The organism is Floridaenema evergladense BLCC-F167 (assembly GCF_041929205.2).
Lineage (GTDB): Bacteria > Cyanobacteriota > Cyanobacteriia > Cyanobacteriales > Aerosakkonemataceae > Floridanema > Floridanema evergladense.
The window spans coordinates 4403308-4430060 of record NZ_CM171625.1 but is presented as its reverse complement, the minus strand read 5'-3'; the positions used below and the strand labels follow the sequence as shown (position 1 = coordinate 4430060).

General features: G+C 40.4%; 24 protein-coding genes and 2 pseudogenes. 11 read left to right on the top strand and 15 right to left on the bottom strand.

Going from position 1 to position 26753, the window contains the following annotated elements; all coding sequences use genetic code 11:
• Nucleotides 1-61: 61 nt before the first annotated feature.
• Both ACE1CA_RS21730 and tatC read right to left on the bottom strand, forming a co-directional pair.
• On the bottom strand, nt 62-526 hold the full coding sequence (locus tag ACE1CA_RS21730; RefSeq protein WP_413280709.1) for a Uma2 family endonuclease: 465 nt from the start codon (nt 524-526) through the stop codon (nt 62-64).
• 516 nt (nt 527-1042) lie between these two features.
• Nucleotides 1043-1846: pseudogene (gene tatC, locus ACE1CA_RS21725) on the bottom strand (twin-arginine translocase subunit TatC); the annotation flags it as partial.
• Nucleotides 1847-2129: 283 nt separating this feature from the next.
• On the opposite strand from tatC, the gene ACE1CA_RS21720 reads away from it, so the two are divergent.
• Nucleotides 2130-2366, top strand: a complete 237-nt coding sequence (locus ACE1CA_RS21720) for a hypothetical protein (protein WP_413280690.1) — start codon at nt 2130-2132, stop codon at nt 2364-2366.
• A gap of 91 nt (nt 2367-2457) precedes the next feature.
• Here ACE1CA_RS21720 and ACE1CA_RS21715 read toward each other — a convergent pair whose 3' ends face one another.
• The gene (locus ACE1CA_RS21715) at nt 2458-4644 is read right to left on the bottom strand and encodes a transglycosylase SLT domain-containing protein (protein WP_413280689.1); all 2187 of its coding nucleotides are present in this window, start codon (nt 4642-4644) and stop codon (nt 2458-2460) included.
• A 197-nt stretch (nt 4645-4841) separates the two neighbouring features.
• On the opposite strand from ACE1CA_RS21715, the gene ACE1CA_RS21710 reads away from it, so the two are divergent.
• The 7 genes from ACE1CA_RS21710 (at nt 4842) to ACE1CA_RS21680 (ending at nt 10035) form a co-directional block, all read left to right on the top strand.
• The gene (locus ACE1CA_RS21710) at nt 4842-6311 is read left to right on the top strand and encodes a leucyl aminopeptidase (protein WP_413280688.1); all 1470 of its coding nucleotides are present in this window, start codon (nt 4842-4844) and stop codon (nt 6309-6311) included.
• A gap of 330 nt (nt 6312-6641) precedes the next feature.
• Nucleotides 6642-8408 carry a pentapeptide repeat-containing protein gene (locus ACE1CA_RS21705; protein WP_413280687.1) on the top strand — a complete coding sequence of 589 codons (1767 nt, stop codon included), beginning with the start codon at nt 6642-6644 and terminating at the stop codon, nt 8406-8408.
• Between the two features lie 336 nt (nt 8409-8744).
• The gene (locus ACE1CA_RS21700) at nt 8745-8975 is read left to right on the top strand and encodes a hypothetical protein (protein ID WP_413280686.1); all 231 of its coding nucleotides are present in this window, start codon (nt 8745-8747) and stop codon (nt 8973-8975) included.
• On the top strand, nt 8968-9351 hold the full coding sequence (locus ACE1CA_RS21695; RefSeq protein ID WP_413280685.1) for a type II toxin-antitoxin system VapC family toxin: 384 nt from the start codon (nt 8968-8970) through the stop codon (nt 9349-9351). The genes ACE1CA_RS21700 and ACE1CA_RS21695 overlap by 8 nt, the downstream gene beginning before the upstream one ends.
• A complete protein-coding gene (locus ACE1CA_RS21690) occupies nt 9352-9480 on the top strand; it encodes a hypothetical protein (protein ID WP_486517478.1) in 129 nt (42 codons plus the stop codon).
• A 65-nt stretch (nt 9481-9545) separates the two neighbouring features.
• Complete coding sequence (locus ACE1CA_RS21685) at nt 9546-9776, top strand: hypothetical protein (protein ID WP_413263205.1); 231 nt, start codon at nt 9546-9548, stop codon at nt 9774-9776.
• Nucleotides 9751-10035: a type II toxin-antitoxin system RelE family toxin gene (locus ACE1CA_RS21680; protein WP_413263206.1), complete on the top strand. Its 285-nt coding sequence runs from the start codon at nt 9751-9753 to the stop codon at nt 10033-10035. The genes ACE1CA_RS21685 and ACE1CA_RS21680 overlap by 26 nt, the downstream gene beginning before the upstream one ends.
• 178 nt (nt 10036-10213) lie before the next feature.
• Here the strand turns inward: ACE1CA_RS21680 and ACE1CA_RS21675 are convergent, their stop codons facing one another.
• A complete protein-coding gene (locus tag ACE1CA_RS21675) occupies nt 10214-10426 on the bottom strand; it encodes a type II toxin-antitoxin system HicB family antitoxin (protein ID WP_413280684.1) in 213 nt (70 codons plus the stop codon).
• A gap of 115 nt (nt 10427-10541) precedes the next feature.
• Here ACE1CA_RS21675 and ACE1CA_RS21670 point away from each other — a divergent pair, with 115 nt between their 5' ends.
• Nucleotides 10542-11339 (top strand): hypothetical protein, encoded by a 798-nt coding sequence (locus tag ACE1CA_RS21670; protein WP_413280683.1) that lies wholly within the window; start codon nt 10542-10544, stop codon nt 11337-11339.
• A 14-nt stretch (nt 11340-11353) separates the two neighbouring features.
• Here ACE1CA_RS21670 and ACE1CA_RS21665 read toward each other — a convergent pair whose 3' ends face one another.
• From ACE1CA_RS21665 to ACE1CA_RS21640, 6 genes and pseudogenes are all read right to left on the bottom strand, one after another.
• The gene (locus ACE1CA_RS21665) at nt 11354-12529 is read right to left on the bottom strand and encodes a DNA cytosine methyltransferase (protein WP_413280682.1); all 1176 of its coding nucleotides are present in this window, start codon (nt 12527-12529) and stop codon (nt 11354-11356) included.
• A gap of 238 nt (nt 12530-12767) precedes the next feature.
• A complete protein-coding gene (locus ACE1CA_RS21660) occupies nt 12768-13016 on the bottom strand; it encodes a BrnA antitoxin family protein (RefSeq protein WP_413280681.1) in 249 nt (82 codons plus the stop codon).
• Nucleotides 12991-13275, bottom strand: coding sequence for a BrnT family toxin (locus ACE1CA_RS21655; RefSeq protein WP_073592644.1), 285 nt, complete (start codon nt 13273-13275; stop codon nt 12991-12993). Before ACE1CA_RS21655 ends, ACE1CA_RS21660 begins: the two co-directional genes overlap by 26 nt.
• A 241-nt stretch (nt 13276-13516) precedes the next feature.
• Nucleotides 13517-13606 (bottom strand): annotated as a pseudogene (locus ACE1CA_RS21650) (type II toxin-antitoxin system HicB family antitoxin); the annotation flags it as partial.
• A 91-nt stretch (nt 13607-13697) separates the two neighbouring features.
• Nucleotides 13698-14885, bottom strand: coding sequence for an AIPR family protein (locus ACE1CA_RS21645; protein ID WP_413280679.1), 1188 nt, complete (start codon nt 14883-14885; stop codon nt 13698-13700).
• 435 nt (nt 14886-15320) lie between these two features.
• Entirely contained in the window at nt 15321-19295 is a 3975-nt protein-coding gene (locus ACE1CA_RS21640; RefSeq protein ID WP_413280678.1) for a magnesium chelatase subunit H, read from the bottom strand.
• 873 nt (nt 19296-20168) lie between these two features.
• Between ACE1CA_RS21640 and ACE1CA_RS21635 the strand changes: the two genes are divergently transcribed.
• Nucleotides 20169-21176 carry a hypothetical protein gene (locus ACE1CA_RS21635; protein ID WP_413279050.1) on the top strand — a complete coding sequence of 336 codons (1008 nt, stop codon included), beginning with the start codon at nt 20169-20171 and terminating at the stop codon, nt 21174-21176.
• Nucleotides 21177-21297: 121 nt separating this feature from the next.
• Nucleotides 21298-22569, top strand: coding sequence for a glycosyltransferase family protein (locus ACE1CA_RS21630; protein WP_413279049.1), 1272 nt, complete (start codon nt 21298-21300; stop codon nt 22567-22569).
• A 129-nt stretch (nt 22570-22698) separates the two neighbouring features.
• Here ACE1CA_RS21630 and ACE1CA_RS21625 read toward each other — a convergent pair whose 3' ends face one another.
• From ACE1CA_RS21625 to ACE1CA_RS21605, 5 genes are all read right to left on the bottom strand, one after another.
• Nucleotides 22699-23079 carry a hypothetical protein gene (locus tag ACE1CA_RS21625; RefSeq protein ID WP_413277928.1) on the bottom strand — a complete coding sequence of 127 codons (381 nt, stop codon included), beginning with the start codon at nt 23077-23079 and terminating at the stop codon, nt 22699-22701.
• A gap of 113 nt (nt 23080-23192) precedes the next feature.
• Nucleotides 23193-23681 (bottom strand): hypothetical protein, encoded by a 489-nt coding sequence (locus ACE1CA_RS21620; RefSeq protein WP_413277929.1) that lies wholly within the window; start codon nt 23679-23681, stop codon nt 23193-23195.
• Nucleotides 23682-23756: 75 nt separating this feature from the next.
• Nucleotides 23757-24539 carry a PspA/IM30 family protein gene (locus ACE1CA_RS21615; RefSeq protein ID WP_413277930.1) on the bottom strand — a complete coding sequence of 261 codons (783 nt, stop codon included), beginning with the start codon at nt 24537-24539 and terminating at the stop codon, nt 23757-23759.
• Between the two features lie 274 nt (nt 24540-24813).
• Nucleotides 24814-25542: a PspA/IM30 family protein gene (locus ACE1CA_RS21610; RefSeq protein WP_413277931.1), complete on the bottom strand. Its 729-nt coding sequence runs from the start codon at nt 25540-25542 to the stop codon at nt 24814-24816.
• 83 nt (nt 25543-25625) lie between these two features.
• Nucleotides 25626-26573 (bottom strand): Uma2 family endonuclease, encoded by a 948-nt coding sequence (locus ACE1CA_RS21605; protein WP_413277932.1) that lies wholly within the window; start codon nt 26571-26573, stop codon nt 25626-25628.
• Between the last annotated feature and the right edge of the window lie 180 nt (nt 26574-26753).

Genomic DNA, 26753 nt, shown 5'->3' with positions numbered 1-26753 from the left:
CTTTTTTGAACTACAGAGACACAGAGGATACAGAGAGAAGAGGGAGAAAGTATACAAGAATTTATAATTTGGGTAACTTCGCTTGTTGAAAAAGTTGCTCTGGCGTAAGTTCTAAACCTTCAAAAAGCCGATCCCTCAACTGCATTTCTCCTGTATAATTCCGAGGTCTAGAATCGTCGTAAAATACAGTAATACTTCTTGCTTGATAGTCAACTAACCAAACTCTTTGTACACCTGCTTCTAGGTAAGCGATCGCATCTTCCACTAACTCCCTAAAACTTCTTTCCCCAGGCATAATATTAATAACTAACTCTGGTGCGATCGGATAATTTTCATCTTGTAAACACTCAATAGGCAGATTTTCGTAATTAATAAAAATTAAATCCGGTGTTGAGAACCAATCTTCACCTTGACGACTTAAATTTATTTCCCATTTTATCCCCACCTCTCCTAACTCACCACCGCGTTGATTCAAAATTTTGTATAAAGCACTAGTAATTCTGCAATGAAAAAGTTTCGGAAACATCTGCGTTACTGTTACTACTTGTTGATTAGACTCAACTTTGCTCTCTACAAAAGGCTCTTCATTGTTAGCCTCTATTTCCACTTTTTCCTCAGACATTTCTGTATTTTCATTTGCTAAAGTTTTCTGATTATTTAATTCTACATCTAGCTGTTCATCGTCCAACACTGCACCATTCTCTGTCGTTTCTTCAACAACTTTCACTTCCGGTAATTCGGCAACTACATCATTTTTATCAGCTTTTCCGTTACCATTAACTTGCTCATCTGCCCAAGCTGAATTACCATTTTGAATTGGTTCTTGTACTGCTACAACTGCGGGTGACTCTTCCCGGTGTTCATGAGTCGCAATTTCCTCAAGAGAATTTTCTGAATAAGTATGAGTAATTGGTGTGTGGTTTTCTGTCTCTTGCCTTATTTCTGAAGCTGAAGAATTAGGATTTTGTGCGGGATTTTTTGACTTTTTATTAAAAAGATCGATCGCCCATTGAATAAACTTTTGTCCCCCATTCAAATTAACTAACAGAAAAACTAAACCTATGCCACCAAAATATAAACCAATTACTGCTCCCGCTAACAAACTTTGCGTTAAAGGATCGGTAGAAGGAGTTAAAATTGCTCCCAAAACTACGCCACCCATCATCACATATCGCCAACCAGAAAGCATTTGTTTAGCACTTACAATCCCAATAAATCCTAAGATTATCTGAATGACTGGAACCTGAAAAGCTAAACCAGTACTTAATAAAAGCAACAACACAAATTCAAAATATCTGTCAATTGACCACAACTGCTCAACAACATCTTCCCCATAATTGATGAAGAAATTAATTGCAGCGGGAATTAATAGCTTATAAGCAAATGCTAATCCCGCTAAAAATAGAAAACTAGAACCTAAAACTACTGGCCCTAAAATTCGCCTTTCCCCGCGAGTTAACCCAGGCAAAACAAACAGAATAATTTGGTACAAAATAAACGGACTAGCTACTAACAAACCGCTATATCCGGCTACTTTCAAAGATACAAAAAAGAACTCCCCAGGAGCTAATTGCAGAAATTTAATTCCTTGTGCCGGAACTTCTAATAATTGGACGATCGGCTTGACAAATACGAAACAACCTGCCATGCCTACCGCTACGGCAATCAACGCATAAAAAATCCGTCGGCGTAACTCCTCCAAATGGTCGAACAGGGACATCTCCACTTCGTCGGGGAGTTCGTTGAGGTAGTTATCTTCGTTGCGATCGCTCCCAGCTGCAACTTTGCGGCTGGCTGTTTCCTGAAAATCTGGCTCTAAAGCAGTACTTAACTCTGGTGAAGGCATTGCAGGTTCTTTCTCGTCCAAGACTTTAACCATTTTATCTATCTTCCACAACTATAGAGCGCTTCATCCAGGGACAAGGCGGCGATCGAAAATCCAAAATCTCAAATCTCAAATCGATTGACCCTTATGAAAATTTATGTAACACTGCTCCGAAATGAGTAATTTGTCTAGTGAAGTTACTGCTTTAAACAATAAGTTGCCAAATTTTGATTTAGCACCTATTAAGTTAAAATCACACAAGTAAAAAGACAAATTAACAATAATTTAATCAAGGAGTAGCCCAATGCTCAAAATTTGTTTGTACATGAAAGACAACCCGGAACAAAAGTCGAAACAACAAATAATTGAATTTAGTAGAATTCCTAATATGGGAGAATTTATTGACCTTGGTTATAATTTGTACAGAGTTTTTTTAGTTTGTCATAGCCCTTATAATGCTGAATATCAAGCCACAGTAGCAGCAGTAAAAACTGACTGGCATAGTTGTGACACCTTAATCGATCAAAGCCAAAGATTATAAAAAATTCCCCTCTCTTCTATTTCTGGTGGAAAACCCTAAAGCGAGGTGACAGGGGTAGGGGCGATTCATGAATCGCCCCTACGATTTTCAATTAAGGATGAAATGATTTATGACCGTATTGAGTCAGCATTTGAGCTACTTGGGGATTATACAACCGCAAATAATTCCAGTAGTTTTCAAAGACGTGCTCAACATACCCTTTAGTTTCTGGAAAAGGAATATATTCCACAAATTCATCTGGGTCTGTAAGTCCCAACTGATTAATCCATTTAGACACATTTCCTGGCCCAGCATTATAACTAGCAACTGCTAGTAAAGAGTTATTGTTGTAAGTATCGTGGGTATGGTCTAAATACCAAGTACCTAACCTGATATTGTCATTGGGATTTTCCAAATTATAATCTTTGACGCTGATTTGTTGAGCTACCCATTTACCAGTAGCAGGCATAATTTGCATCAAGCCTACCGCACCAGCAACAGAACGAATATCCGTTTCAAATCGGGATTCTTGTCGCATTAAAGCAGTGACTAATAAAGGATTTAATTGATGCTTTTGCGCCCAAGTTTCTACATACCCCAAAAATGGGAAAGGATAGAGAGATTGCCAATAAATTGGTTGTTGTTTAAAAGCAGTAATTTCGGCTTCTTCTTCAGGAGTATCTCGCCACCAACTGAGGCTTTCTATTTGATGAATTCCGCGAATATTTTCCCCGACACCTAATAGTAAAATTCCGTCGGTTAATTGTTCTGCTACTTTGGGTTTAATGAAGTTGTCAAACTCAGTTTGCCAAAGCGTCCAAGCATCTTTATCTTGACCTATTTGGTACAGTTCTTGTAATGCTGGCGATCCGGTGGGTAATTTTTGTCTTTCTTGGGGGCGAATTACTTGGGGTAACTTTTGGCGCACCGTGTTAAAATTCCCGACATCTAAGCCCAACATGGTCGCCGAACGCCAAGCGTAGAAAGAGCCGGGATATTTGGCAAGGACAAATTCAAAGGCAGTTTTGGCATCTTGGGAACGTCCTAAGCGCATTGCCCATTTACCTACCCAAAAACCTGCTTCTGGGGTTAATTCATGGTCGGGATTTTGTTTAGCTATTGGTTCAGCCCATCGCCATGCTGAGAGGTAGTCACCTTTTTTGGCAATTTCTTTAGCTGCTTGCCAACGAAATTCGGTTACGGCATCAGAGTTTCCGTATTTGTTTAATGCTTCTTTTCGGGCTTGGGAAGCTTGTGCAGTGTTGCTTAATCTGTCAAGAATTTTGGCTTTTTCTAATAGGGCTTGACCTGCATAATCGGGGAATTTTTCGATCGCTCTATCCAAATAAAATATCCCATCTTCCGGCTCGCTACTTAACTGCGCCATCCGAATCAAAGCCAACCCTGTATCTTTTGCCTCTGGGAAAGTATTAATTAATCTTTGATACGCTGAAATCGCACCAGTTTTATCCCCTCCCAGTTGCCTTCCCCGACCAGAACGGTATAAATTTAACGGTGTCGTTGGCGCACTTGCATAAGCCAATCCCGCTTTTTCGTACAGTCGCTTTTCCCAATAATTAAAAGCGATTACTTCCCAATCTTTTGCTGTTAATTGCTCCCGAAATTTAGTTGTTAATTGGTCGATCGTCTGACTAACAACTTTGTCATCATGAGAATAATGTAGTAACATCCTCAGCAATGGCAATTGTTCTGGGTTTTTTTGCAACCGCTCTTGGACAATTTCCAAAGTTCGGGGATGGTTGGGAAATTTGGCGATCGCTTGCTCCCAAAGTTTCGGATCGTTCCGCCCTAAGACAAACAACGCCTCCGCTGCTACCGGATTATCAGGATATTTTTCCAGTAATTGTTTCCAAGCTTCACGAGCTTTCTTTTCATCTTTCATACTCTCATAAGCTTGCGCCCGCTTCAGAGCAATATGAGCCGCTAAAACTGGATAATCTTTTTCTAATCCTTCTAACCAATCAAGTGCTTCCTTACCCTGCTGACGCGCAATTAAATCAGTCGCCAACAAATAACGCGCCCGACTGCGATCGGACCCTTGTGCTGAGGTTAATGCGATCGACAGTGGCGATGAACTCTGAGCAATTTCTATTAGTTTAGTAACTCTTTGCTCTGGTGGTAAACTAACTACAGGTAAAATTTCTGACCTCGGTTCTACCTGATTAAATAGTCGATGCTGTAACTGACTAGTCATGGTTCCAGACTGCCAATCGCTCCATTTGCTTGTTACAACACCAACTCCTATGAGTAAAGCAGACATTCCTACACCAATAGCCATAGGAATTGGGTGGTTTCTCAGTCGCTTTCGCATCTTTAGTTCTCGCAACCCAACAATCACAGCATCTTGTTTTGATTCTACCTTCAATATCCAAAAACAAGATCGAAGTAAGTCTACCTGATAATAGTTTATTAGGGAGAGAGCAGAAATACTTCAACTCGATCGATACTGGTAAAGTTACTAAAGGTATAAGCAGAATGGAATTTCGAGCTAGCAATACTCCGCGTTTAGACTGGTCTGGAGATGGACTGGCAATAGGATTTTTTGAAGATGCGGTAGAGTTAACTGGGGATCTAGCAGATCTAGACCAAAAATTTTCCGGGGTTTTGCAGGAATTAATCGCCGAAACCGAATTTAAAGGTAAGGTTAATAGTAATGCTGCTACTCGCGTTGGTGGCAGTCCAGTTCGCAAAATCATTTTGGTGGGCTTAGGAAAGGCAGAAGAACTGGAGTTAAATACTTTAAGGTTAGCAGCAGCCAGCATTGCTCGGTTAGCCAAAAAGGAAAAATGTAAAACTCTGGGAATTAGTTTACCAGTGTGGCAAAATAACCCAACTTTAACCACTGGTGCGATCGTCGAAGGTGTAGACTTAGCCCTTTACAAAGATAATCGCTTTAAATCTGAATCTGAAGATAAAGATTTACCTCTAGAACAAGTAGACTTGCTCGGATTAGGTGGTCAAGAAGCAGCGATCGATCAAGCTAAAAAAATCACTTCTGGCGTTAACTTAGCACGGGAATTAGTCGCCGCACCAGCTAATGCTGTAACTCCCATAACATTGGCGGAAACTGCCCAAAATATAGCCAATGAATATGGTTTAATTGCCGAAATTCTGGAAAAAGAAGATTGTGAAAAGTTAGGTATGGGAGCTTTTTTGGGTGTAGCCCAAGCTTCTGATTTACCACCTAAATTTATTCATCTCACTTATAAACCAGAAGGCAATCCCCGGAAAAAATTAGCCATCATCGGTAAAGGTTTGACTTTTGATTCTGGTGGGTTAAATATTAAAGGTGCAGGCAGCGGCATCGAAATGATGAAAATCGATATGGGTGGTGCTGCGGCAACTTTGGGGGCGGCAAAAGCGATCGCCCAATTAAAACCAGATGTGGAAGTTCACTTCATCTCCGCTGCTACAGAAAATATGATTAGCGGTCGTGCTATTCACCCAGGCGATGTCCTCAAAGCTTCCAATGGCAAAACTATTGAAGTTAACAACACCGACGCAGAAGGACGTTTAACTTTGGCTGATGCCTTGGTGTTTGCCGATAAGTTGGGTGTGGATGCGATCGTTGACTTAGCCACTCTCACAGGTGCCTGTATCATTGCTTTAGGCGATGATATCGCTGGCTTATGGAGTCCCGACGATAATGTAGCTAATCAGTTACTCGCCGCTGCCCAAACAGCTGGGGAAAAAATTTGGCGAATGCCAATGGAAGAAAAATACTTCGATGGGCTAAAATCCATCATCGCAGATATGAAGAACACTGGCCCTCGTGCAGGTGGTTCCATCACTGCCGCTTTATTCCTCAAGCAGTTTGTCAAGGAAACACCTTGGGCACATTTAGACGTTGCTGGCCCCGTTTGGACAGAAAAAGAAAGCGGTTACAACAACGCTGGTGCTACTGGATACGGTGTACGTACTTTAGTAAATTGGGTGCTTAGTTAAGCTAAATCCTTCTTAATCTAGATCCCCGACTTCTGGAAGAAGTCGGGGATCTCTCTGTAGGGAACCTACGCGATCGCATTTACCAATTTTTTCCCAAAAATGTTACCTAAGATAGAGTCCTAAAGAATAACTTATTAGATGCTAATCTAAACAGTAGCGAATTTCTGGAATATCAACCTGACCGCTGCTAACCTCATAGGTAGTATTAAGGGTGTTGTTCTGATTAATAATAAAGCAGTTTGGTTTCTTCAGCGAATCATGCCTAATTTACCCTTCTACCCTCTGCCTTAACTTTTAGTGCAACCAAACCCAACATTGATTCTTCAGCTTATGAAAAACTTCCCAGATTTTTCTAACCAAGGTTATCAAGTGCAGAAAGAGTTAGGCCATAATCGTTCTTGTGGTCGAGTGACTTATTTAGCAGTTGATACAAAATCCTATCTGCCTGTAGTAATTAAACACTTTCAGTTTGCTCAATTAGGTGCTAGTTGGACAGACTATGAAACAGTGGAAAAAGAAATTCAATTATTACGCCATCTCAATCATCCGAGTATTCCCAACTATTTAGACTCGTTCCAAACTCCTTCCGGTTTTTGTTTGGTGCAAGAGTATAAACAAGCGCCATCTTTAGGACAACCCCGTTACTTTAACCCCAAGGAAGTTAAAGAAATTGCTGTAGCAATTTTGGAAGTTTTGGTATATTTGCAACAGCAAAACCCACCAATCATCCATCGTGACATTAAACCAGAGAATATTTTGGTCGATCGGCAAAATGAATTCAAAGTTTACTTAGTAGATTTTGGTTTTGCACACATTGGCAGCGGTGAAGTAGCAATCAGCAGCGCCGTTAAAGGTACGCTAGGCTTTATGCCACCCGAACAATTGTTTAATCGTCAATTAACAGAAGCTTCCGATCTCTATAGTTTAGGTGCGACGTTAATTTGTTTGTTGACACAGACAAAATCAACCCAAATTGGCAATTTAATTGACGATCATTATCACATTAATTTTAAGCATTTGGTGCCTCAACTTAACCCAGAGTTTATTGAATGGTTAGAAGAAATAGTTGCACCAAATTTGAACGATCGCTTTAACAATGCTCAAGATGCTTTGGAAGTACTTCAATCTATTGATGTAATAGTTCACGACTCTACCAAAGAATCTGGCGCAGCTGTTAAATTACACAAAAGAGCCATTCCAGTTCTAGCCTTTGGCGCTTTTTCATTACTCAGCTTCTCTATAGCCACTTATTCCAAAGTAACAGCAGAAAATAATCGCCTCAAACAGCTAAACTTCCAACTCAAAGACCAAGTGTATAATAGCAAGCAATCAATGATAGATTTGCTGCTAAAAACTCGTCAATGTCCCCAATGTAAGTTAGAAAATACCTATTTAGTAGGAGCAAATTTAGAAAAAGCAGCCTTACAAGGCGCTTACTTAGAAAGTGCTAACTTAGAAAATGCCAATTTACAAAATGCTTCATTAGCAGGTGCAAATCTCCAAGAAGCTAATTTGAAAAATGCTAATTTAGAAGCCGCAAATTTAGGTTACGCTAACCTAATATCCGCCAAAATAGAAGGCGCAGACTTACGAAAAGCGAATCTTTGGGGTGCAAAGTTAGGCGGTTACGTTAACTTTAGAAGTGCCAATTTAGAAGGTGCCAACTTAGGTTACGCTCACCTGATGGGTGTCTACTTTGGCAATGCCAACTTGAAAAACGTTAACTTTTGGGGTGCTAATTTAACAGGTGCTTTCTTAGGAGGTGCCAAGCTAGGCAATGCGAAATTAAAAGACACAAATTTGGCAGGTGCTAACTTAGCCGATGCTGACTTAGATGCTGCTTATTTAGAAGGGGCAAAATTAGCAGGTGCTAAACTATTAGGTGCTTATTTGGAAAATGCAGATTTAAGCAAAGCCGACTTAGATGGTGCAGATTTGCGCGGTGCTAATCTGAAAGGTGCTAATTTAAGTAACGCAAATCTTCGAGGTACTAATCTTCGAGGTGCTAATCTGCAAAATGCGAATTTACAAGGCGCAAATATCCGCGAAGCTAACCTAAAAGGTGCAACAATGCCTGATGGTTCGACATATAAATAAGTCACTTTTTCTGTTGAATTAACTTTTAAAAAGCATCCGAAAAGGATGCTTTTGTTTTTGATAAATTACAGAAGCTTGGGTTACAATTTTCTCATCATCAAGAGCGTTGGCGTAGCCTGCCGTAGGCATATCGCATCTCTTGCTACGTTAACATCAACTTAGTCAGTGCAAATGGCTTCTTCTGGCATATTTTTTAATTCTTCAAGTCGTTTCTGCGAGATACTCATAGTAGGTTTTTCTTTCTTGTCGAGTGGCTTTTCTGGCAGAGATAATGCGGATTGCTGAAAAAGTATAATTATTGTATAATAAACAAATTAAAACTTTCCTAAAAACTATATGGCTACTTATAACGAAGTACTCAGTCAGGCTCAAAGTTTAACACCTGAAGAACAAGAGCTTCTATTAAAAGATTTAGCAGCCCTCACTCATCAACGAGTAACAACTAAAACTCAGGATAACAGCCAACAATTGCCACAGCAAAATTTAGATAAATGGCGGGGATTTTTGCCGAAGCGTGTAGATGCTTTGGAATTCCAGCTACAACTTAGAAAAGAATGGGATGAGTAGATATTTACTTGATACTAACATTCTGATTTACTACTTCAACGCAGAACCAGAAGTCCAGCCAATTTTTGACGAAATTCAAGCAGGAAATGCAGCCGGATTGTACTGCCCGATTAGTTGGGTAGAGTTGCTTTGTTACCCTGCATTGACAGAAGAACAAGCAAATGAAATGCGAGAATTCTTGAGGAGACTTAACTGCGTTTTGCTAACAGAATCAATTTTAAATTGTGCAGCAGAAATCCGCCGCAATTATCGGGTTGGTTTAGCAGATGCCCTAATTGCAGCTTGTGCGTTCGTAGAGAGATGTACCTTGGTAACTCGTAATATTGATGATTTCAGGCGCATCGATCGACTAAGTGTATTAAACCCTTTTAATTGATTGGGTTATATCTTCATCATCAAGAGCGTTGGCGTAGCCTGCCGTAGGCATATCGCATCTTTTGCTACGTTAACATCAACTTTGTCAGTGCGATCGATCAAAAGCGCCACAGTTTTAGGCGATCGCTAAAAGTGCAACCCTCATATTTTTTAGCATCTCAGCTACAATAGGTTATAGTTATCTGCTTAGTCATTATGAATACTACAGACATTCGCGAACAAGCAAAGGAATATGTAGAGCAACTGTCAGCAGAAAAACTCCTTGTAGCTGTTGACTTTTTAGCCTATTTATTAGAACGAGACAGTAATGAAGCCACGGAAGAATTATTGCAAATTCCCGGTTTTCAAGAAACTTTTGCCAAGGCGAAAAAAGATATAGCAGCAGGTAAGGTGATACCAGTTGACCAACTCAAACGAAAATACTGATTTATATACAGTTGTCGTTAGTTCTGACGCGCAAGAGTTTTTTGAAGCAGCTTCGGCTCAATTGCAACGCAAGTTAGATAGATGCTTTGAGATGCTCAAAATTAATCCTCGCAGTCATCCAAATATTAAGGCTCTTAAAGGGGATTTAGCTGGATATTATAGATATCGAGTTGGAGATTATCGAGTAGTTTATTCAATAAATGATGAACGACAGCTGGTAATTGTCGCTATTATTGCTCATCGTAGTGAAGTTTATTAATGCGATATGGCTACTGCTGCGAGCGATCAAAACCTCCACAGTTCTAGGCGATCGCTAAAAGTACAACCCTCATATTTTCTTAGCATCTGCTCAAACCGATTTTTATACTCTGCATGACTTCTGGGAATGCTAGAAATAGGTTCACTTTTCTGAGCTAACACACTTTCTAATTAACCAACTAAGCAAACATCAACCTACCTTTTGCTTCAGGAATTTGACGACCTAATTCTTGAGCAGTTTCAATCCATTCTTGCATCACAATTTCTACATTTTGCAAAGCTTCTTGATAAGTTGCACCATCAGCAGCACAACCTGGTAATTCTGGAACTTCGGCAATAAATGCCTCATCTTCGTTACTCCAGTAAATTATAATTTCATAACGGATGTTCATCTTGATTCCCCACTTTATCCTTAAAAATTACTATACTCGTATATTGTTTTGATGATGAACTGGTTTATAATTTTTATTAGCACTCAGAAAGTCCTATAAGTTTAATATAAATTTAATGCCAATTGACTTAACAACTGATACTTTAATACCCCTTTCTATCCAAGAACGGAAAGCACTAATTTTACATCATGCTTCATTAATCGATGTAATTAACATAAGAGACGAAGATTTGCATAATGCTTACAAATTGGCAAAAGTTATTTCCTCAATAGCATCAGGATATTTTCAATATCAAATTGAACAAGATAATTTAAATGTATCTGTTTTAGAATTTGAAGTGCAATCTAGTTTAATTTACAGTAAAACTGATCAATTTGCCGAAAACTTTATTGAGTGGCTAAAAGAAGATTTTGCAAGCAAAAATGCCATCCTAGAGCATCATCCTAACCCAATTAATCTTTTTGAACTTTGTGGAGCTAAATTACTAGTTACTAGCAACTCTGTCACCAGAACACTTAGTACAAAAATGGGGCGACTTTGGGAAGAAATAGCTAATATTAGCCCTTATGTAATCATACCAGAATTTGAATTTGGAATTAAAATTACAGGTATTGATATTGTTATACTCTCAGAAGGAATAGTTAAATTTGCACAATTAAAAACTCTTAAAGGAACATTAACTGGTTCTCAAATACCTAGAGCTAAAAAAGAACTAGGTATTCATGAAAATCCTTTGTTCGTAGCAGCTTTTGATTTAGGTTCATGGACATTTCCTAGAACACCTGATATTCCTCGCATTGCTGGTAAGGAATTTTGGGATACCATTCATCTAAATTATGAGCTTGTGGAAAATCATGTGAGGAATATGCTACAGAGAATTGACAAAGCTTTTGCTGAATTGGCTGCTAGCTAAATATGATTCAACCTTTATAAAGAAAACAGCGATAACTGTTCAGCAATCTCTTTGCCTTTTGGCTTATTTCCTTGAATCAAATCGAAAAGATAGCTACCTATTTCTTTAGCTAGTAGTACTGGAACTGCATTACCAATTTGTTTGTATTTAGAGGTTACAGAACCATAAAAAATCCAATCATCGGGGAAAGTTTGGATTTTGGCACATTCGCGCACACTTAAAGGACGCAATTCTACAGGGTGACACATATCTGTTGCTTTTTGATGCGGACTCGTCGTGACTGTGGGTGAAGGTTTATCCCAAGATAATCTTCTATAAAAACCAACTTTTCCGCCTCCTGAATTGTAAGCGCCTCCCATTGCTTCTTTGATTAATTCTGCTGGTAAATCTCTCCAGTTTTGTCCTTCTTTTAAGAGTTTTAAATACTTTAATCTATTTTCTGAGTAAGCGATAAATTCTAATTCTGGATCGATTAAACTTGTTAAAGCGTCTCTTAAAGTACACCACTTAGGTAAACTTTTCCCATTTTGACAATATTTGGCTAAGGGAAAGGTAACAGATTCATTATCTCTAGAACCAATAAATATTACACGCTCTCTATTTTGAGGAACGCCGTAATCTGCTGCTTCTAAAAGATTATAAACTACGCTGTAACCAAGTTCTTTCATTTCGGTTAATACGACCTTTAAAGCAGCACCAGGCATTTCATCAGGTTCTAATGGTGGGTGATTTTTTCCCCTTTGGTTAATTGGTCTATGGCGAATAGGTGCAGACAGCAAACCTCTCACATTTTCCATTAAGAAAAATCGGGGTTGAACTTCTTTAACAATGCGAATAAAGTCCATAAATAAACTGCCGCGTGGGTCCATGACTGAACCTCTTTTTCCAGCAGTACTAAATGGCTGGCAAGGTGGGCCACCAGTCACTAAGTCTACTTCACCAGGACGCAAAGCGCGGTCTAAATTTAAAAATTTTCCTCCTTCTGTGAGTAAATCTTGACTACTGACTTTTTCTATCTCTCTGGGAACTGCGCTTTCTTGAAGATGTTGTCGATTGAGTGCGATCGTTCTTGTGGCATCCCGGTCTTTTTCAACTACACTTATTGTGTGAAATCCTGCTTGTTCTAACCCCAAGTCTAGACCAAAAGAACCCGCAAAGAGGGAAATAGAAATAGCTTTACCGTTTATCATGTTTGTGACAAATCTCTTTACTGAGATAAGAGTAGTATAGATTTACTAGATTGGTTTTAAATTTAACACAAATCTCGGTAAAACATTGTCTTATGAAAAATTAACAAGAGATTTTAGAACTTAATGCGATCGCATCTCTTGCTACGTTAACATCAACTTTGTGATTGCGATCGATCAAAAGCACCACAGTTATAGGCGATCGCTAAAAGTGCAACTCTCATATTTTTTTAGCATCTACTTAATCCTTCTGATGTTCAACATAAGAGCGCAGAACAGCATTCATCAAAGATTGATAACCCTTTCCTTGGCTTTTAAACCAATCTAAAACATCACTATCAACCCTGATAGAAATGGCTGTTTTAGTAATTGGTTCCACCAGCTTTGCCTTTGACCAAAAATTAGCATCTAACTCAGGAATATCAGATGTATCAATGGCATCTTCTGGGATATTTTTTAATTCTTCAAGTCGTTTCGGCGAGATACTCATAGTAGGTTTTTCTTTCTTGTCGAGTGGCTTTTCTGGCAGAGATAATGCGGATTGCTCCATTTCTTTCAGTATGCACTACAGTGACGATAACCACGCCCTGTATTGCACCGATACTAATTTCTCGGATTTCTCCGTAGTCGAAACGCTCATCAATAGCGGTAAAAACAATTCCGTCAAATATTTCTTGCGCTTCTTCAAAGCTAATGCCATGTTTCCTAAGATTTTGGGCGTTTTTGTCTTCATCCCATTCAAACAGCATGAATGTGTATATACAAAATGTATCTATTTATAATAGCTCATAAAATCGCATCTCTTGCTACGTTAGCATCAACTTAGTCAGTGCGATCAATCAAAAGCGCCACAGTTATAGGCGATCGCTAAAAGTACAACCCTCATATTTTTTAGCATCTGCTCAAACCGATTTTTAGACTCTGCATAGCTTCTGGGAGTGCTAGAAATAGGTTCACTTTTCTGAGCTAACACACTTCCTGATTAACTAACTAAGCAAACATCAACCTACCTTTTGCTTCAGGAATTTGACGGCCTAATTCTTGAGCAGTTTCAATCCATTCTTGCATCACAATTTCTACACTGTGCCAAGCTTTAAGATAAGGCGATAAAATCGTTATTAATTTGTTATTTAATAACGATTTTATCGCTCTGCGTTAAATCAAATGTGGCTTAAATTGTGATGAATTGTAGAGCTACCATATTGGTTAAGGTTGACCAAGTAGATTTTGAACGTGCAAAAGCAGATGCACTGCTACGCCCTTCAGTTTTGTATGTATCCCACAAGCGATCAACCAATCTAGGTCCCCATTCTTCCCACAGTTCTTCTACTGGTTTAATCCAGTTTCCGTCCTTAATAAGTACTCGAAATGCGGCAAGAACTGGCATATAAAAAATGTCCCCGATAGTTAGTGGGCTGACATAACCTGTGATCAATTTCATTGATTTTTGTGAACAGCCACTAACTTTTGCAATGACAACTTTTTTGCCCTTTGCTTCTGTTCCGTTAACCTGTTGATGCTGTTTGATAATCTGTTCTTCTAGCCACAGAATATCTTTTAGTAATGGGATAACTTTCTTGTACTTTTCATAATCCCACTCTTGAACTAAAGTACCGCGTGATTGATAAGCTTTGATAGGATGTTTATCTTGGCGGAAATCGAATAATTCGTTATTTAGTAGTGCTAAACGGCGAACTATGTCAGTTACATCATACTCAGCTTTTTCATCGAATTCCCAATCTTCATTAGGTTTAAAAATCACATTGCAATGATATTCATTAGGTAAAGCTGTCTTGATTGGCTTCCAAATGTGATCTAAATTCTTTAATGCGTAGACAGGGACTGATAAGCTAAGGTTACGAGCATGGCTTATTTTAGAAATTTCACTCTCTTCGATTCCAACTGCCACAGAAATTTGTACATAAGCTTTTGAAATCTGAGGATATGATTCTTTTGCTTTATGCTGTCCATACAAAGTGTGCATTAGAACTTTGTAAGTGTGTCCTCCATTAATTACACCATGACCAAGAAAATCACCTTCATCTTCCGTTGTAGATACTGCAAGTTCTAGCTCAACTTTAAATTCTCCCCCGTCCATTCTCTTTGGTGCTGAGATTTTATCAGCAATTAGCATAATTCCGCTGTTGAAGAGAATAAATTTTTCAGGCTCATTCTTCAGAGTTTTGAGCATTGCCTTGGCTGGCTTTGCAGTTAAACTTGCATTACGTGCATTAGGTCCGTATGGTAATCCCTGGGGAATCTCTGGTGCAGAGACAGTAAGATTCCAAATTTCTGTGCTGCCTTCAACGTAGCTACGGCAAGCATTCTTAGCTGAGAAGGCTAATTGTAGTGTCTTCATATTTTTACTTCCTTGTTTTTGTTCGACAGAACGACAGGTTCAACGGAACCTCTCTAAAGACTAGCATAAAGAAAACGAATTTGGTTGGGCTATCCTAGCAAATCGAAACATTTAGCCTGAACATACCCCTTTCCAACAGGTCAGACTTATTATCCTAAGCGAGTTTCCGACTTTTTCTACTCGCTAGTACATAAGTATGGATTTTTGGACGAAAAAGCTCAAATTGGAAGTATAACAAGGGTTTTAGATGACGAAACTTCCCGTATAAGGGGAAGTTTCGTGTAGTAGGACTTAGGCAAAGAATCTATATACCAAGTATGTGTAAGGTGTCTAATACCCACCACAACACTATACTTAGAGTCAAAACTTTGAAGGGTAGTCCTGTTTAGGCTAAATAGAGATAAGGAACGACTCTAGTGAGCCTACTTATGTGGACTATTCTACCCCTTCAATTCGATCCTCAACCTCCTGATACAACTGGCGCAACAAATCCAAATTGCTATCATTTGTTTCCCAATAACCACGACCATTCGCTTCTAACAAAGTAGTTACAACTTTGCGGAAAGAATGGGGATTTAAATTCATCAAACGCTGACGCATTTCTTCATCTTTGATGAAAGTGCTGTTAGCATCCTCATAAATCCAGTTATCGACAGCGCCAGCAGTTGCACTCCAACCCATTGTATTTACTAAACGTTTGGAGAGTTCCCGCACACCTTCGTAACCGTGAGAAAGCATACCTTCGTACCACTTGGGATTTAACAATTTGGTACGCGCATCTAAACGCACGGTTTCTGATAGTGTCCGCACCTGTGCATTGGCGGTTGTGGTATCAGCAATGTAGGATACTGGTGTCTTTCCATCACCGCGTAACTTAGCGACAACTTTTGTCGGGTCTGAATCGTAATAATGGGAAACGTCGGTTAAGCTAATCTCGGAAGAATCGAGGTTTTGGAAAGTTACTTCCGCAGTTTTTAAGGAAGATTCAAAAATCTTTCTTGACTCTTCCATCATCCCTGGATTATCAGCACTGAAGGCGAAAGATTTGCGGTTGAGGTACATTTCTTGTAACTCAGCTTCGCTGTCCCAAGTGCTGTTTTCTACTGCTAGGTTGATGTTAGAAGAATAGGAACCGGAAGCGTTAGAAAATACGCGAGTTGCAGCTTGTCGCAAGTTAATTCCCATTTCTTCTGCTTGCTGCAATGCGTGTTTGCGAACAAAGTTCATTTCCAAAGGTTCTTCTGCTTCTGCTGCCATCTTAATTGCTTGGTCTAGCAGGTTCATTTGGTTGATGAACAAATCGCGGAATACACCGGAACAATTCACTACAACATCAACTCTGGGACGACCCAATTCTTCTAACGAAATTAGTTGCAATTTATTCACTCTTCCTAATGAATCAGGAACGGGTTTTACACCCACCATCCACATAATTTGGGCGAGAGATTCGCCGTAGGTTTTGATGTTGTCAGTTCCCCAAAGTACGCAAGCGATCGTTTCGGGCCATTTGCCGATTTCTTCTCTTTGTCTTGCCAACAATCTGTCAACAACAACTTTGGCAGCTTTCACTGCTGCTGCTGTAGGAATTGATTGGGGATCTAAGGCGTGAATGTTTTTACCAGTTGGCAAAACATCGGGGTTACGAATTGGATCTCCACCGGGTCCCGGTAATACATATTCGCCTTCTAATGCTTTTAACAATCCGCCTAATTCGTTGTCAGCGCAAACTTGTTTTAAGCAGAATTCCAAGTACTCAAACAAGGGTTTAATTACTTCGGGATCGACCTTGGGATATCCTGCTTTATGTAATGCTTCGATCCAAGGTTCTTTCTTACCCATGTTGAAGAAATTCAACTTGGAAACTAGGGAAACTCTGCCATCTGCATCGGTTTGTTCTTTGACTAAAGCTGCAACAGCGGCGCGAGTGGCAAGGGTGATTTCTTGTAATAACTGAACGTCTTCTAAAACGCCTTTGTCGCTATTAACATAAATCTCGTCGATGTCGCGATCGATGCTGTTAGCAATAATTCGGGGTAAGCTGAGGATTTCTTCTTCGTTTCTGTCCAAAGCTGCGATGTTTACTAAAGTTGCGATCGCCTCTTCCGCAGTCGGCGGTTTCCCAATAACGTGCAACCCACAAGGTAACAACCGCGATTCAATTTCCATCAGTTTCCGATACACCAAACCGACGATATTATCCCGTTCTTCAGCAGACATATCCTTGGCATCTATTTCTGGCAATTCAATGTCTTTATCCAAATTCACCAAACGGCATTTATCCATGATTGTATTCACAATTGGAATACCCCGTCCGGTATCTTTTAAAGTTTGGTAAGAACCAATTAATTCGCTTAGTTCTTGCAACCCTTTATAAAGTCCGGCATTTTCCGCAGGTGGTGTCAAGTAACTGATAGTTTCGGCATAACTCCGACGCTTGGCAATTGTTGCTTCGCTGGGATTATTCGCAGCGTAATAGTAAATATTTGGAATCGAACCAATGAGATTATCTGGATAACAATCTCCCGACATTCCCATCTGTTTTCCTGGCATGAATTCCAACGATCCGTGAGTGCCAAAATGCAACACCGCATCAGCTTTCCAGATGTTTTCCAGATAGGTGTAATAAGCGGCGAAACCGTGATGGGGACTGGCAGAACGGGAGAACAACAACCGCATTGGGTCGCCTTCATAACCGAAGGTTGGTTGCACGCCAATGAAGACATTTCCGAATTCTTTGCCGTAAATTAACAGGTTTTGTCCGTCACTATTTAAATGTCCCGGTGGTGGCCCCCAATTTTCGTGCAATCTTTCGGAATAAGGTGTTAATTCTTCATATTCTGGCACCGACATCCGATAGGCGATATTTAATTCGGGAGTGCTATATTGTGCTTGGGCATCGTGGATTACTTCTTGCATCAATTGTTCGGCTGATTCGGGCAATTCTGGCAAGTCGTAACCGTTGTATTTAAGGGCTTTCATTACCTCATAAATTGAACCGAAAACATCTAAATATGCTGCGGTTCCTACGTTGCCTTTATCAGGTGGAAAGCTGAAAACGGTGATGGCAATTTTTTTATCTAATTTGGGTTGACGGCGCAATTTCGCCCATTTTAAGGCGCGTTGAGAAATTGCTTCGATCCGATCTTGTAATGCGATCGCCTTTCCAGTCGCCCCATCTCTACCCGACACAATAATCGGTTCGATCGCACCATCTAACTCAGGAATTGCTATCTGTAACGCCACCTGAATTGGATGCAAACCTAAATCGCTATCTTGCCATTCTTCGGTAGTTTGAAACACTAAAGGTAACGCCACCATATAAGGGCGATTTAACCGTTTTAGTGAGTCGATCGCTTTCGGATGATCTTGTCTTGCTGGTCCACCAACTAACGCAAAACCTGTTAAAGATACAACTGTATCTACAAGTGCTGTCGGTGTTTTCGCATTGGGATCGTAGAAATAAGCATCCACAGGTTTGGAGAAATCTAAACCTCCCGCAAACACCGGAACAACTTTTGCGCCCATCGCTTCTAATTCTTGCACCATTGCTACATAATGGGCATCATCACCTGTAACCAAGTGAGTCCTTTGTAGCACTAACCCAACGCAAGGAGCTAAGGGATCTTTCAAGTCCGCAGAAATATCTTTCCGAGTGTTATACCAGTTGAGATATTCTTTAACATCCTCAAACATTGTGGGTGCCATCGGATGCCAAATTCCCATATCGGGATAAGTTACAGGGTCTTGAAATTTCAGTTTTTGATTCCCTTTGAAAACATATTTATCTGCTAACATCAGCAGAAAGTTTTCCAAGTTTTCTGAAGAACCGCCTAACCAATATTGGAAACTAAGCATGAAATTTCTCGCATCCTGCGCCTTATCCATCGGTAAATATTTCAGGACTTTGGGCAGAGTTTGCAACAACTTCAGCATTCCTTCTTGGAAACCGGAACCTGACTTTTCTTTCCGCTTCCGCATGAATTGAGCGATCGCACTTTTTGACTGTCCCAACTGTGCCATTGAAAAGCTGCCCATTTTATTTAGGCGCATCACTTGTGGCATCGAAGGAAAGACAACCGCGACATCTAAATTATCGCGATGTGGTTCCACAGCAGCGACAACTTTTTCGGCTAAATCTTCAATAAAAATCAATGAAGCGATAAAGACATTAGCATCAGCAATATCGCGTTTAAAATTCTCGTAGTTTTCTCGATCGCGCAACTCTTCGATTAAATAACCGCTAATTTCAATTGCCAAATCAGGGTTATTTTTATTAATCGAATTTACTGCCGCTGATAGTGTACTCTGATATTGCGGCTCAAGCACGACATAGACCACCTTGAGTAAAGACCGCCCCATGAGGTTGTCTGGTGTGATGCGTCGAATGGTGGACTTGACGTGGGTAAACATTCAGTTAGGCTCCTTACTTTGGGCTAGCTAGTCATCAATCATTAATCAGCTAATCCTTGGCTGTTGGGCAGCGGGCTTCCTTCGGTACGGGCGGGTTTTGTGGTTAATGGTTCTGCTGTGATGACAGACTTATCTCCTAAACCCGCCCCTACAACTTCAAGACCCCAGACTCGCTGAAATCTCCGTCCTTAGTGTCACTCTTGATTAAAGAGGCACATTAGTTCGTTTTACCAAAAAATGCTTACAAAATGCGGCTTTTGGCCCCTATCCGACACAAATTGATAAAATTTTAGAAATATTTTGTTACAAATATTGACAATCATAGAAGTATATACTTAATTTTTCTGTCTTTAGTTTTAATATTCTGATAAAATAAAAATTTCGAGTAATATCTTAATAACAAAATTTTTTTGTAACTATTGATTAATTTAAGAACCAGATTCTCCCTTTAGCACATAAAAATTAATAATGATAACTATAGCGCTTCGCGCTCGAATGAAGGGAGATTTTTTGTTGGATGCCGCGCTCCGCGCGGCATCCAACAAAAAATCTGTACCTCACGCGACTGAGAATTGCTATATCAATAATAAGTCTGCTATTATATAATAAAATTTCCAAAATTTTTTTAATTTAATTTTTTTTTGGTAATTCTAATTAGATTATTCAAAAGCAATTTGTGCTGGTTTAGACTTTACTAGTTATATAAAAAAATGCTATTTTACTAATCAAACCTTAAAAAGCAAGAGGCTCTGGTATATTTAAAGACTAACCTCTCTAGAGCTAAATTTAGAAGAGGTTACAAAAACCGGAGAGTAGCTTGAACAGTATTCCCCAAGCAATACCTAGTTAATCTTAATTTAAGTGTGAGGAAGCATGGCTTATTTTGAACACTTTGATGAAGCATTTTATCGGGCTAGTTATCAAGACGTTAGAGCAGCTCTAAATACACCCAGAAGTTTCATTTCTGGATTTGAACATTTTTCGCTTTACGGTCTAAACGAGCGCCGTACTCAGGTATCAGCCTTTTTTGATGAGGGACGCTATCTAGCGCTATATCCAGATGTAGCAAATGCTGTAAGAAATGGTACTTTTCGTTCTGGCGTAGAACATTTTGCCTTACGTGGTGCTGATGAAGGACGCTATTCCCCCATTGTCACCAATGATTCAGAACAAATTTACTTACAAAGAAACCCCGATGTAGCAGCTGCGGTAAGACAAGGGGCATTCAAGTCTGGATACGACCACTTCCTGCGAAGGGGTCAATTCGAGGGTCGCGTACCAGGATCTTTCAACGAGCAATCTTATCTGTTGCGGAACCCGGATGTAGCAAGAGTTATCGGTGTTGCCAATCCCACAACTGGTGTTGTAGAGTTTGGTTCTGGTTACGAGCATTACATTCGGTTCGGACAGTTTGAAAACCGAACTCTTTTCTTTAGCGGTACCTCCAGTAATGACGTTGTTACCAGTTTTGGTGGCAGCGAATCTAACCTGACAGGCGTTGACTATGTGGCTTTGTCGGGAAATCCAACTGATTACACTCTTAGAAGCACTGGAGTTCGTGAAATTGATACTCTAATCGGTACCTCAGCAAGGGATCGCTACGTGCTAGGTTTCGGTAGAAGCCCATCAAATCCCAATCCCAGACAGTTGTATGTTGGTGGTGGCAACGCTGACTATGCTGTGGTTCGCAACTTTGCTAGAGGATCAGATTTCATCCAACTAACAGGTTCGCTTACCGATTACAACCAACAAGTGAGTGGTAACAACCTTCTCATCTCGACCAGAAATGGCAACGATTTAGTAGCCATTGTCGAAGGGGTCACATCCCCCCTGAGCTTTGTTGGTGAAAGTACTACCTTAGGTGTTTTCGCAATAAATTAGAACATGGAACTGTAAGTAAACTCTAAGTAAAGGTTCTCTAGTTCGAGGAAGTTTAAGAGAGAGATATTTTGGCGGGAGTTCTTCAGAACTCACCGCTTACATATTTGTTTATACTTAAATAATGTTGTTGCAACCATCTGATATTTTAATTCTGTCTAATGGCCCCGGAGAATTGGCTACTTGGGTGCGTCCAGTAGTTAAATCTTTGCGGCAACTTTTGGGAAACGATCGCTCAGTATACCGCATCTCCCTAATCTTATCCCCCTGTCCCAATGCCAGCGGCAAAGAAGTGGAAATAGCCGAAAGTTACCCGGAGATCGATCGCATCCAAGGCGCAGAAAACTTCTTCTCCTTTCTCTTAACAGGTAAAACCGCTCAAAATTGGGATTGGCGAAAAAATGGCGTAGTTTTATTTTTAGGTGGCGATCAATTCTACACAGTAATTATTGGCAAACGCTTAAATTATCGCACCGTTATTTATGCCGAATGGGATGCACGTTGGCATCAATGGATTGACAGATTTGCCGCCATGACACCCAAAGTTGTTGTTAAATCTCCCCAGAAATATGCTGATAAATTCACCGTAGTTGGTGACTTAATGGCAGAAGTTCAGGAAGATGGGGAGATGGGGAGATGGGGAGATGGGGAGATGGGGAGAGAAGTAGAATTAATTGGGTTGTTGCCGGGGTCAAAACCTGCTAAATTGGCTCAGGGTGTGCCTTTGACTTTGGCGATCGCTCAACAAATTCACTCCTTAAGACCTACCACTAAATTTATAATTTTTGTCGCTCGAACTTTAGATATTCAAACCTTAGTCAAATTTGCCGACCCTCAACAAAATCCTATCATTAAAAAACTCGGTTGGGCAAGTGCTGAATTAGTCTTTTTTCCAGAATCAAAACAATATTTTCTTAAAACAGAAAGCGGTTTGGATGTAGAATTATACACCGAATTTCCCGCTTATCAATTATTATCTCAATGCCGTCTTTGTATCACCACAGTAGGAGCGAATACCGCTGAATTAGGCGCTTTAGCTGTACCAATGTTTGTCTTACTTCCTACTCAACAATTAGATGCAATGAGAAGTTGGGATGGTTTACCGGGATTATTAGCAAATTCACCAATAGTCGGTTCTATTTTTGCCAAACTAATCAACTGGTTAGTATTAAAAAATAAAAAGTTATTTGCTTGGCCTAACATTTGGGCAAAAGCCGAAATAGTTCCAGAATTAGTGGGAAAATTACAGCCGGAAAAAGTAGCTGAAATGATTTTAAACTATTTGGAACACCCAGAAAAATTGCGGGAAATGAGCGATCGCCTCCGCGCCGTCCGAGGTCGATCGGGTGCAGCCAACAAAATCGCCCAAATACTCCAAGAAGAGATAGGGAGGTAGGGGGAGAAGAGGTAGGGGGGTAGGGAGATAGGGGGGTGGGGGGAATTTCTAGCTCCAGATCTCTCCCCATCCCCCCATCTCCCCATCTCCCCATCTCCCCATCCCCCCATCCCCCCATCTCCCCATCTCTTACTTCATCCCATCTCGACGACCTAACTCATAAATTCCACAGCCAACACAAGCCAATATTCCCACACTAATAGCCCAACTGCTACCTAAAGTAAGTTCTACAAAATAGTTACAGATTCCACCAGCTAATAAAAAAGGAATAATACTAAAGATAGATGCGTAAAAAGCATTTTGTGATTCCCTAGCTTGACGAGTCTTTTCAAACTCTGCTTCGGAAGTATAGAGACTGCGTTCGGCAAAATTGAACCAACGTTTCAATTGATCCATAATCCATTCGCTGAATTGCCAAAAACCTAAATATAAAGCTAGTGACCATAAACCAGTACCAGCGATCGCAGTACTATTAATAGATAAGCTGAAGGGAAACAAGTCATTGAGCATAGTATCAACTGTCAAACTGAAAGTAAAAAGGGATTGCAAAGGGAAAATTTTAGAATACTCCAAATTGTAACGGAATTTTCCCTAAAAAGCTTTCCATTAGTCTATTTATACAGTTAATAACCACTTTCGCTGAGTCGCAGAATATTTTGTTTTTGGCAAAGGCGAGCGTAGCGGTCAAATCCCTCTTCAATCTTATTGCGGCTGTAAGAATTTTTTTGCTTATACAAATCTGTTACTTGTTCAAGATGATTTAATCTCTCTTTTTCAGCAGCAGATAAACATCCATAGTCAAATTTCCATTTCCAATCCGGGTGATTTTTTATCTTTTCAATAAAAGCCTGTGTTTCCTGAGAAGTTAACTCTAAAACAATAGAACTATATCCCTCGCCAAAGAAACTACTTGCAGACTTAATCTCTATAACTTTGGCATTTTTCGGCATATCTATTTTGGTAATCCGTTTCACTCGTTCGCTTAGATGAATCCGAATATCAAACTCATTGATTTCATCTGAAAGCGGTGTAAACAAAATCGTAACGATCGCCAAAACAAACAAAATTGCCGCACTAGGGATGAATAACAATAATACTTTCAATGGCTTCATAATTCTTCCTGAAATTAAGCCTGGTGTAGAAAACTCGATCTACCCAGGCTCATGCTATTGACAAAATTTATAAGCTTAGAGTTGATCCATTTGTCTTTTTAGTTCTTCCAAATCTTTATCAACTGCCGAACTTGAAGGACTGCTAGTAGAAGTAGTAGTAGATTGAGTAGTACCAGGCAAAGCCGCTTGATTTGGAGCCGAGCCAGTCAACTGAGCCTTCATTTGGGCTAACTCATCATCCACATCACTACCAGCTTCTAAATCAGCAAATTGCTGGTCTAAATCATTACCAACCAACTCCTGCGTTGACTGAGCACGAGCTTCGGCCATCAAAACCTTTTCTTCCATGCGCTCAAAAGCACCCATCGCGCCGCTAGTACTGTACTTACCAACAGCACTTTGCAATTGCTCTTGAGCCTTAGCAGCACTAATCCGAGCCTTGAGCATATCCTTCTTAGTTTTAGCTTCAGAAATTTTGCTCTCCAAAGCAATCAAGTTACGCTTCAGGGTATCTACAGTAGTCGTTTGCTGATCTAGAGAGGTTTTTAGAGCAGCAGCAGCTTCACTCTGAGACTTTTTCCGTACTAAAGCTTCCCTAGCCAGATTTTCATCACCTTTACTTAAAGCCAGCTGAGCTCGTTGCTGCCAGTTATTGGCTTCAGTTAAAACTTGATTATACTGTTGCTGGGTGCGTTTTTGAGTGGCGATCGCCTGAGCAACTGCTTGCCGCAACTGCACCAGGTCTTCCTGCATATCAATAATTGACTGTTCTAAAATTTTTTCCGGGTCTTCAGCCTTACTAACTACATCATTGAGATTGGCTCGGACTACTCGGCTAATGCGATCAAACAATCCCATAACTTTACTTTTCCTTTAGAAGTGTATAAGGGGCGATTAAAACAGACTCTTGGCAAGATCCTAACCTGAGCGTGAATTCAGTTGGCTATCTGCCAGATAATTCAGCCACAAAACAACTATAGTTAAGTTCAAGTGTAAGCCGCTTCTTCCAGGGAATTACAACAAATTGCGATCGTGACTGAAAATAGATTGCCTTAAATCCAGTGTAACTACTATAAACGACAAGCTTGTCTGTCCAATTTAGGAACTTCTGCTCTCTCGATCGCAGTAGTTCTCATTCTGCATCAAAATTTACCTTTTTGGCAGCGGAGGACTGACCAGTTCCAGGTAAGTGAGTTTCAGTAACACCAGCAATTCTTTGCTTCATTTGGGTTAACTGAGTATCAATATCATTTTCCTCTGCCAAAGTCGCAAACTTATTTTCTAGTTCCTGGCTTCCCATATTCTCGATTACTTCTGAGCGGGCTTCCAATTGCAGAATTTTCTCCTCCATGCGCTCAAAAGCCCGTAAAGTTCCACTAGGATTATATCTATCCAACAATTCATTCATTTTTAATGCTGCTTGGGCCGATCGCGCCCGTGCAATATAAAGATCTTTCTTCATTCTTGCCTCAGCAATCTTGCCCTCCAAAGTTCTCAAGTCTTGCTTCAGCTTAGTAATAATAGTCTCTTGAGCAGTAAGTTGCCCTTGTAAAGCTTGAGCAGTATCCCAGTAAGATTTACGTCTGACTAAAGCTTCTCTAGCTAGTTGTTCGTTTCCCTTTTCTAATGCCAATTGAGCGCGACTATACCAAGTCTCAGCATGGGATTGAGCATTGTTAACATCTCGTTCTGTGCGTTTTTTAGTGGCTATTGCTGCTGCTACCGCTTGTCTGAGTTGAATCAAATCTTCCTGCATCTCCTGAACGGTTTGTTCTAGGATTTTCTCAGGGTCTTCCGTCTGATTAATTAAATCATTCACATTGGCACGAATCACGCGCACGATGCGATCGAACAGTTCCATCACCTTTGCTCCCTTTAGCCTTTCACTTCTTATGCTACAAGCCTAGAGAGAGCAGAGGCACAAGAGACAAAGCCAATCTCACTTTAACCCAAACTGCTAACAAACTGCTCTAAAGATTCCACCACCAATGCTACATCAACTAAATCTTCCAGTTGACTGACATCAAGCCCCTGCAAACGTTGTTCTACCTCCGGCGATACTGCACCAAACCGATTTCCTAACAACCGTAACAACTGCCGCAATGCACCACGTTGTTCTGCCATCTCCGCCCGTTGACGTTCTGCTTCTGCCCGTTGGGTTTCTGCTTCCGCCCGTTGGCGTTCCGTTTCTGCCCGTTGGTACTCTGCGTCTGCCCGTTGGCGTTCTGCTTCTAATCGCTGCTGGGCAAGTTCATCTGGCAGTAAAACCAGATTGCCAGCTTGGTCGTAAAACCGCAACCATATTGCTGTTTCTCTCAGTATTTCTCCCTCCCACGTTCCCAACCACAAACCTAAACGCTGACACCATAACCAACCGCGATCGTTAGGGTTTAGAGGTTGATATTGTTGATTGGCATCTAAATGCCATCCTTGTAAAGAATTGGGATTAAAGGGGTCGTAAACGTAGTAATCTGGCGTGCGGAAAATTTGTTCGTAAATCTGATGTTTGATTCCTCTATCTACTGTGGCTGTAGAAGGTGACATTAACTCCACAATCACATCAGGATAGCGACCATTTTCTTCCCATACTACCCAACCTTGGCGATCGGTCCTCCCATCCACATTCAAAACTACAAAAAAATCTGGCCCGCGAAAATCTTGATTTTTTGCTTGAGCCGCACTGTAGTAAATAAACATATTTCCCCCCGCGAAATAATCATCGCGGTCAGCCAATGCTGTTAGCATCGACCAAATTAAAACATCCATCGCAATTCGATGCCGATTACTTTCCAAGGGTTCTCCGTCATCAAAAATTAAATCTGTTGGTGGCATGGGAGGTTCCCAAACCGGAGTTTGTGGGGATTGCTGTTGTTCTGTTGTTAAGGATTGCATGAGTTAGCCTCCTGTTGCTTGGTAACGGTTATATCGAATAGAAAAAATCGTGCTACAAATTTCTTTCCTCATCCCCCCACCTTAGTTATCTGTAGCAAACATTTGGGGAGATCAGAGTCTTGCAGCAATGGAGGTAGAACCTCCCCCTCCCCATACTCGTTCCCAGGTTGAACCTGGGAA

What these genes read in the sequence shown, in the direction of transcription:
- ACE1CA_RS21610 (WP_413277931.1), bottom strand. Translation starts at nt 25,542, where the DNA reads ATGGAACTGTTCGATCGCATCGTGCGCGTGATTCGTGCCAATGTGAAT.
- ACE1CA_RS21645 (WP_413280679.1), bottom strand. Translation starts at nt 14,885, where the DNA reads ATGAAGACACTACAATTAGCCTTCTCAGCTAAGAATGCTTGCCGTAGC.
- ACE1CA_RS21730 (WP_413280709.1), bottom strand. Translation starts at nt 526, where the DNA reads ATGTTTCCGAAACTTTTTCATTGCAGAATTACTAGTGCTTTATACAAA.
- ACE1CA_RS21615 (WP_413277930.1), bottom strand. Translation starts at nt 24,539, where the DNA reads ATGGGATTGTTTGATCGCATTAGCCGAGTAGTCCGAGCCAATCTCAAT.
- ACE1CA_RS21635 (WP_413279050.1), top strand. Translation starts at nt 20,169, where the DNA reads ATGGCTTATTTTGAACACTTTGATGAAGCATTTTATCGGGCTAGTTAT.
- ACE1CA_RS21660 (WP_413280681.1), bottom strand. Translation starts at nt 13,016, where the DNA reads ATGAGTATCTCGCCGAAACGACTTGAAGAATTAAAAAATATCCCAGAA.
- ACE1CA_RS21665 (WP_413280682.1), bottom strand. Translation starts at nt 12,529, where the DNA reads ATGATAAACGGTAAAGCTATTTCTATTTCCCTCTTTGCGGGTTCTTTT.
- ACE1CA_RS21720 (WP_413280690.1), top strand. Translation starts at nt 2,130, where the DNA reads ATGCTCAAAATTTGTTTGTACATGAAAGACAACCCGGAACAAAAGTCG.
- ACE1CA_RS21620 (WP_413277929.1), bottom strand. Translation starts at nt 23,681, where the DNA reads ATGAAGCCATTGAAAGTATTATTGTTATTCATCCCTAGTGCGGCAATT.
- ACE1CA_RS21685 (WP_413263205.1), top strand. Translation starts at nt 9,546, where the DNA reads ATGAATACTACAGACATTCGCGAACAAGCAAAGGAATATGTAGAGCAA.
- ACE1CA_RS21670 (WP_413280683.1), top strand. Translation starts at nt 10,542, where the DNA reads ATGCCAATTGACTTAACAACTGATACTTTAATACCCCTTTCTATCCAA.
- ACE1CA_RS21640 (WP_413280678.1), bottom strand. Translation starts at nt 19,295, where the DNA reads ATGTTTACCCACGTCAAGTCCACCATTCGACGCATCACACCAGACAAC.
- ACE1CA_RS21605 (WP_413277932.1), bottom strand. Translation starts at nt 26,573, where the DNA reads ATGCAATCCTTAACAACAGAACAACAGCAATCCCCACAAACTCCGGTT.
- ACE1CA_RS21675 (WP_413280684.1), bottom strand. Translation starts at nt 10,426, where the DNA reads ATGAACATCCGTTATGAAATTATAATTTACTGGAGTAACGAAGATGAG.
- ACE1CA_RS21625 (WP_413277928.1), bottom strand. Translation starts at nt 23,079, where the DNA reads ATGCTCAATGACTTGTTTCCCTTCAGCTTATCTATTAATAGTACTGCG.
- ACE1CA_RS21700 (WP_413280686.1), top strand. Translation starts at nt 8,745, where the DNA reads ATGGCTACTTATAACGAAGTACTCAGTCAGGCTCAAAGTTTAACACCT.
- ACE1CA_RS21705 (WP_413280687.1), top strand. Translation starts at nt 6,642, where the DNA reads ATGAAAAACTTCCCAGATTTTTCTAACCAAGGTTATCAAGTGCAGAAA.
- ACE1CA_RS21630 (WP_413279049.1), top strand. Translation starts at nt 21,298, where the DNA reads ATGTTGTTGCAACCATCTGATATTTTAATTCTGTCTAATGGCCCCGGA.
- ACE1CA_RS21655 (WP_073592644.1), bottom strand. Translation starts at nt 13,275, where the DNA reads ATGCTGTTTGAATGGGATGAAGACAAAAACGCCCAAAATCTTAGGAAA.
- ACE1CA_RS21695 (WP_413280685.1), top strand. Translation starts at nt 8,968, where the DNA reads ATGAGTAGATATTTACTTGATACTAACATTCTGATTTACTACTTCAAC.
- ACE1CA_RS21715 (WP_413280689.1), bottom strand. Translation starts at nt 4,644, where the DNA reads ATGGCTATTGGTGTAGGAATGTCTGCTTTACTCATAGGAGTTGGTGTT.
- ACE1CA_RS21710 (WP_413280688.1), top strand. Translation starts at nt 4,842, where the DNA reads ATGGAATTTCGAGCTAGCAATACTCCGCGTTTAGACTGGTCTGGAGAT.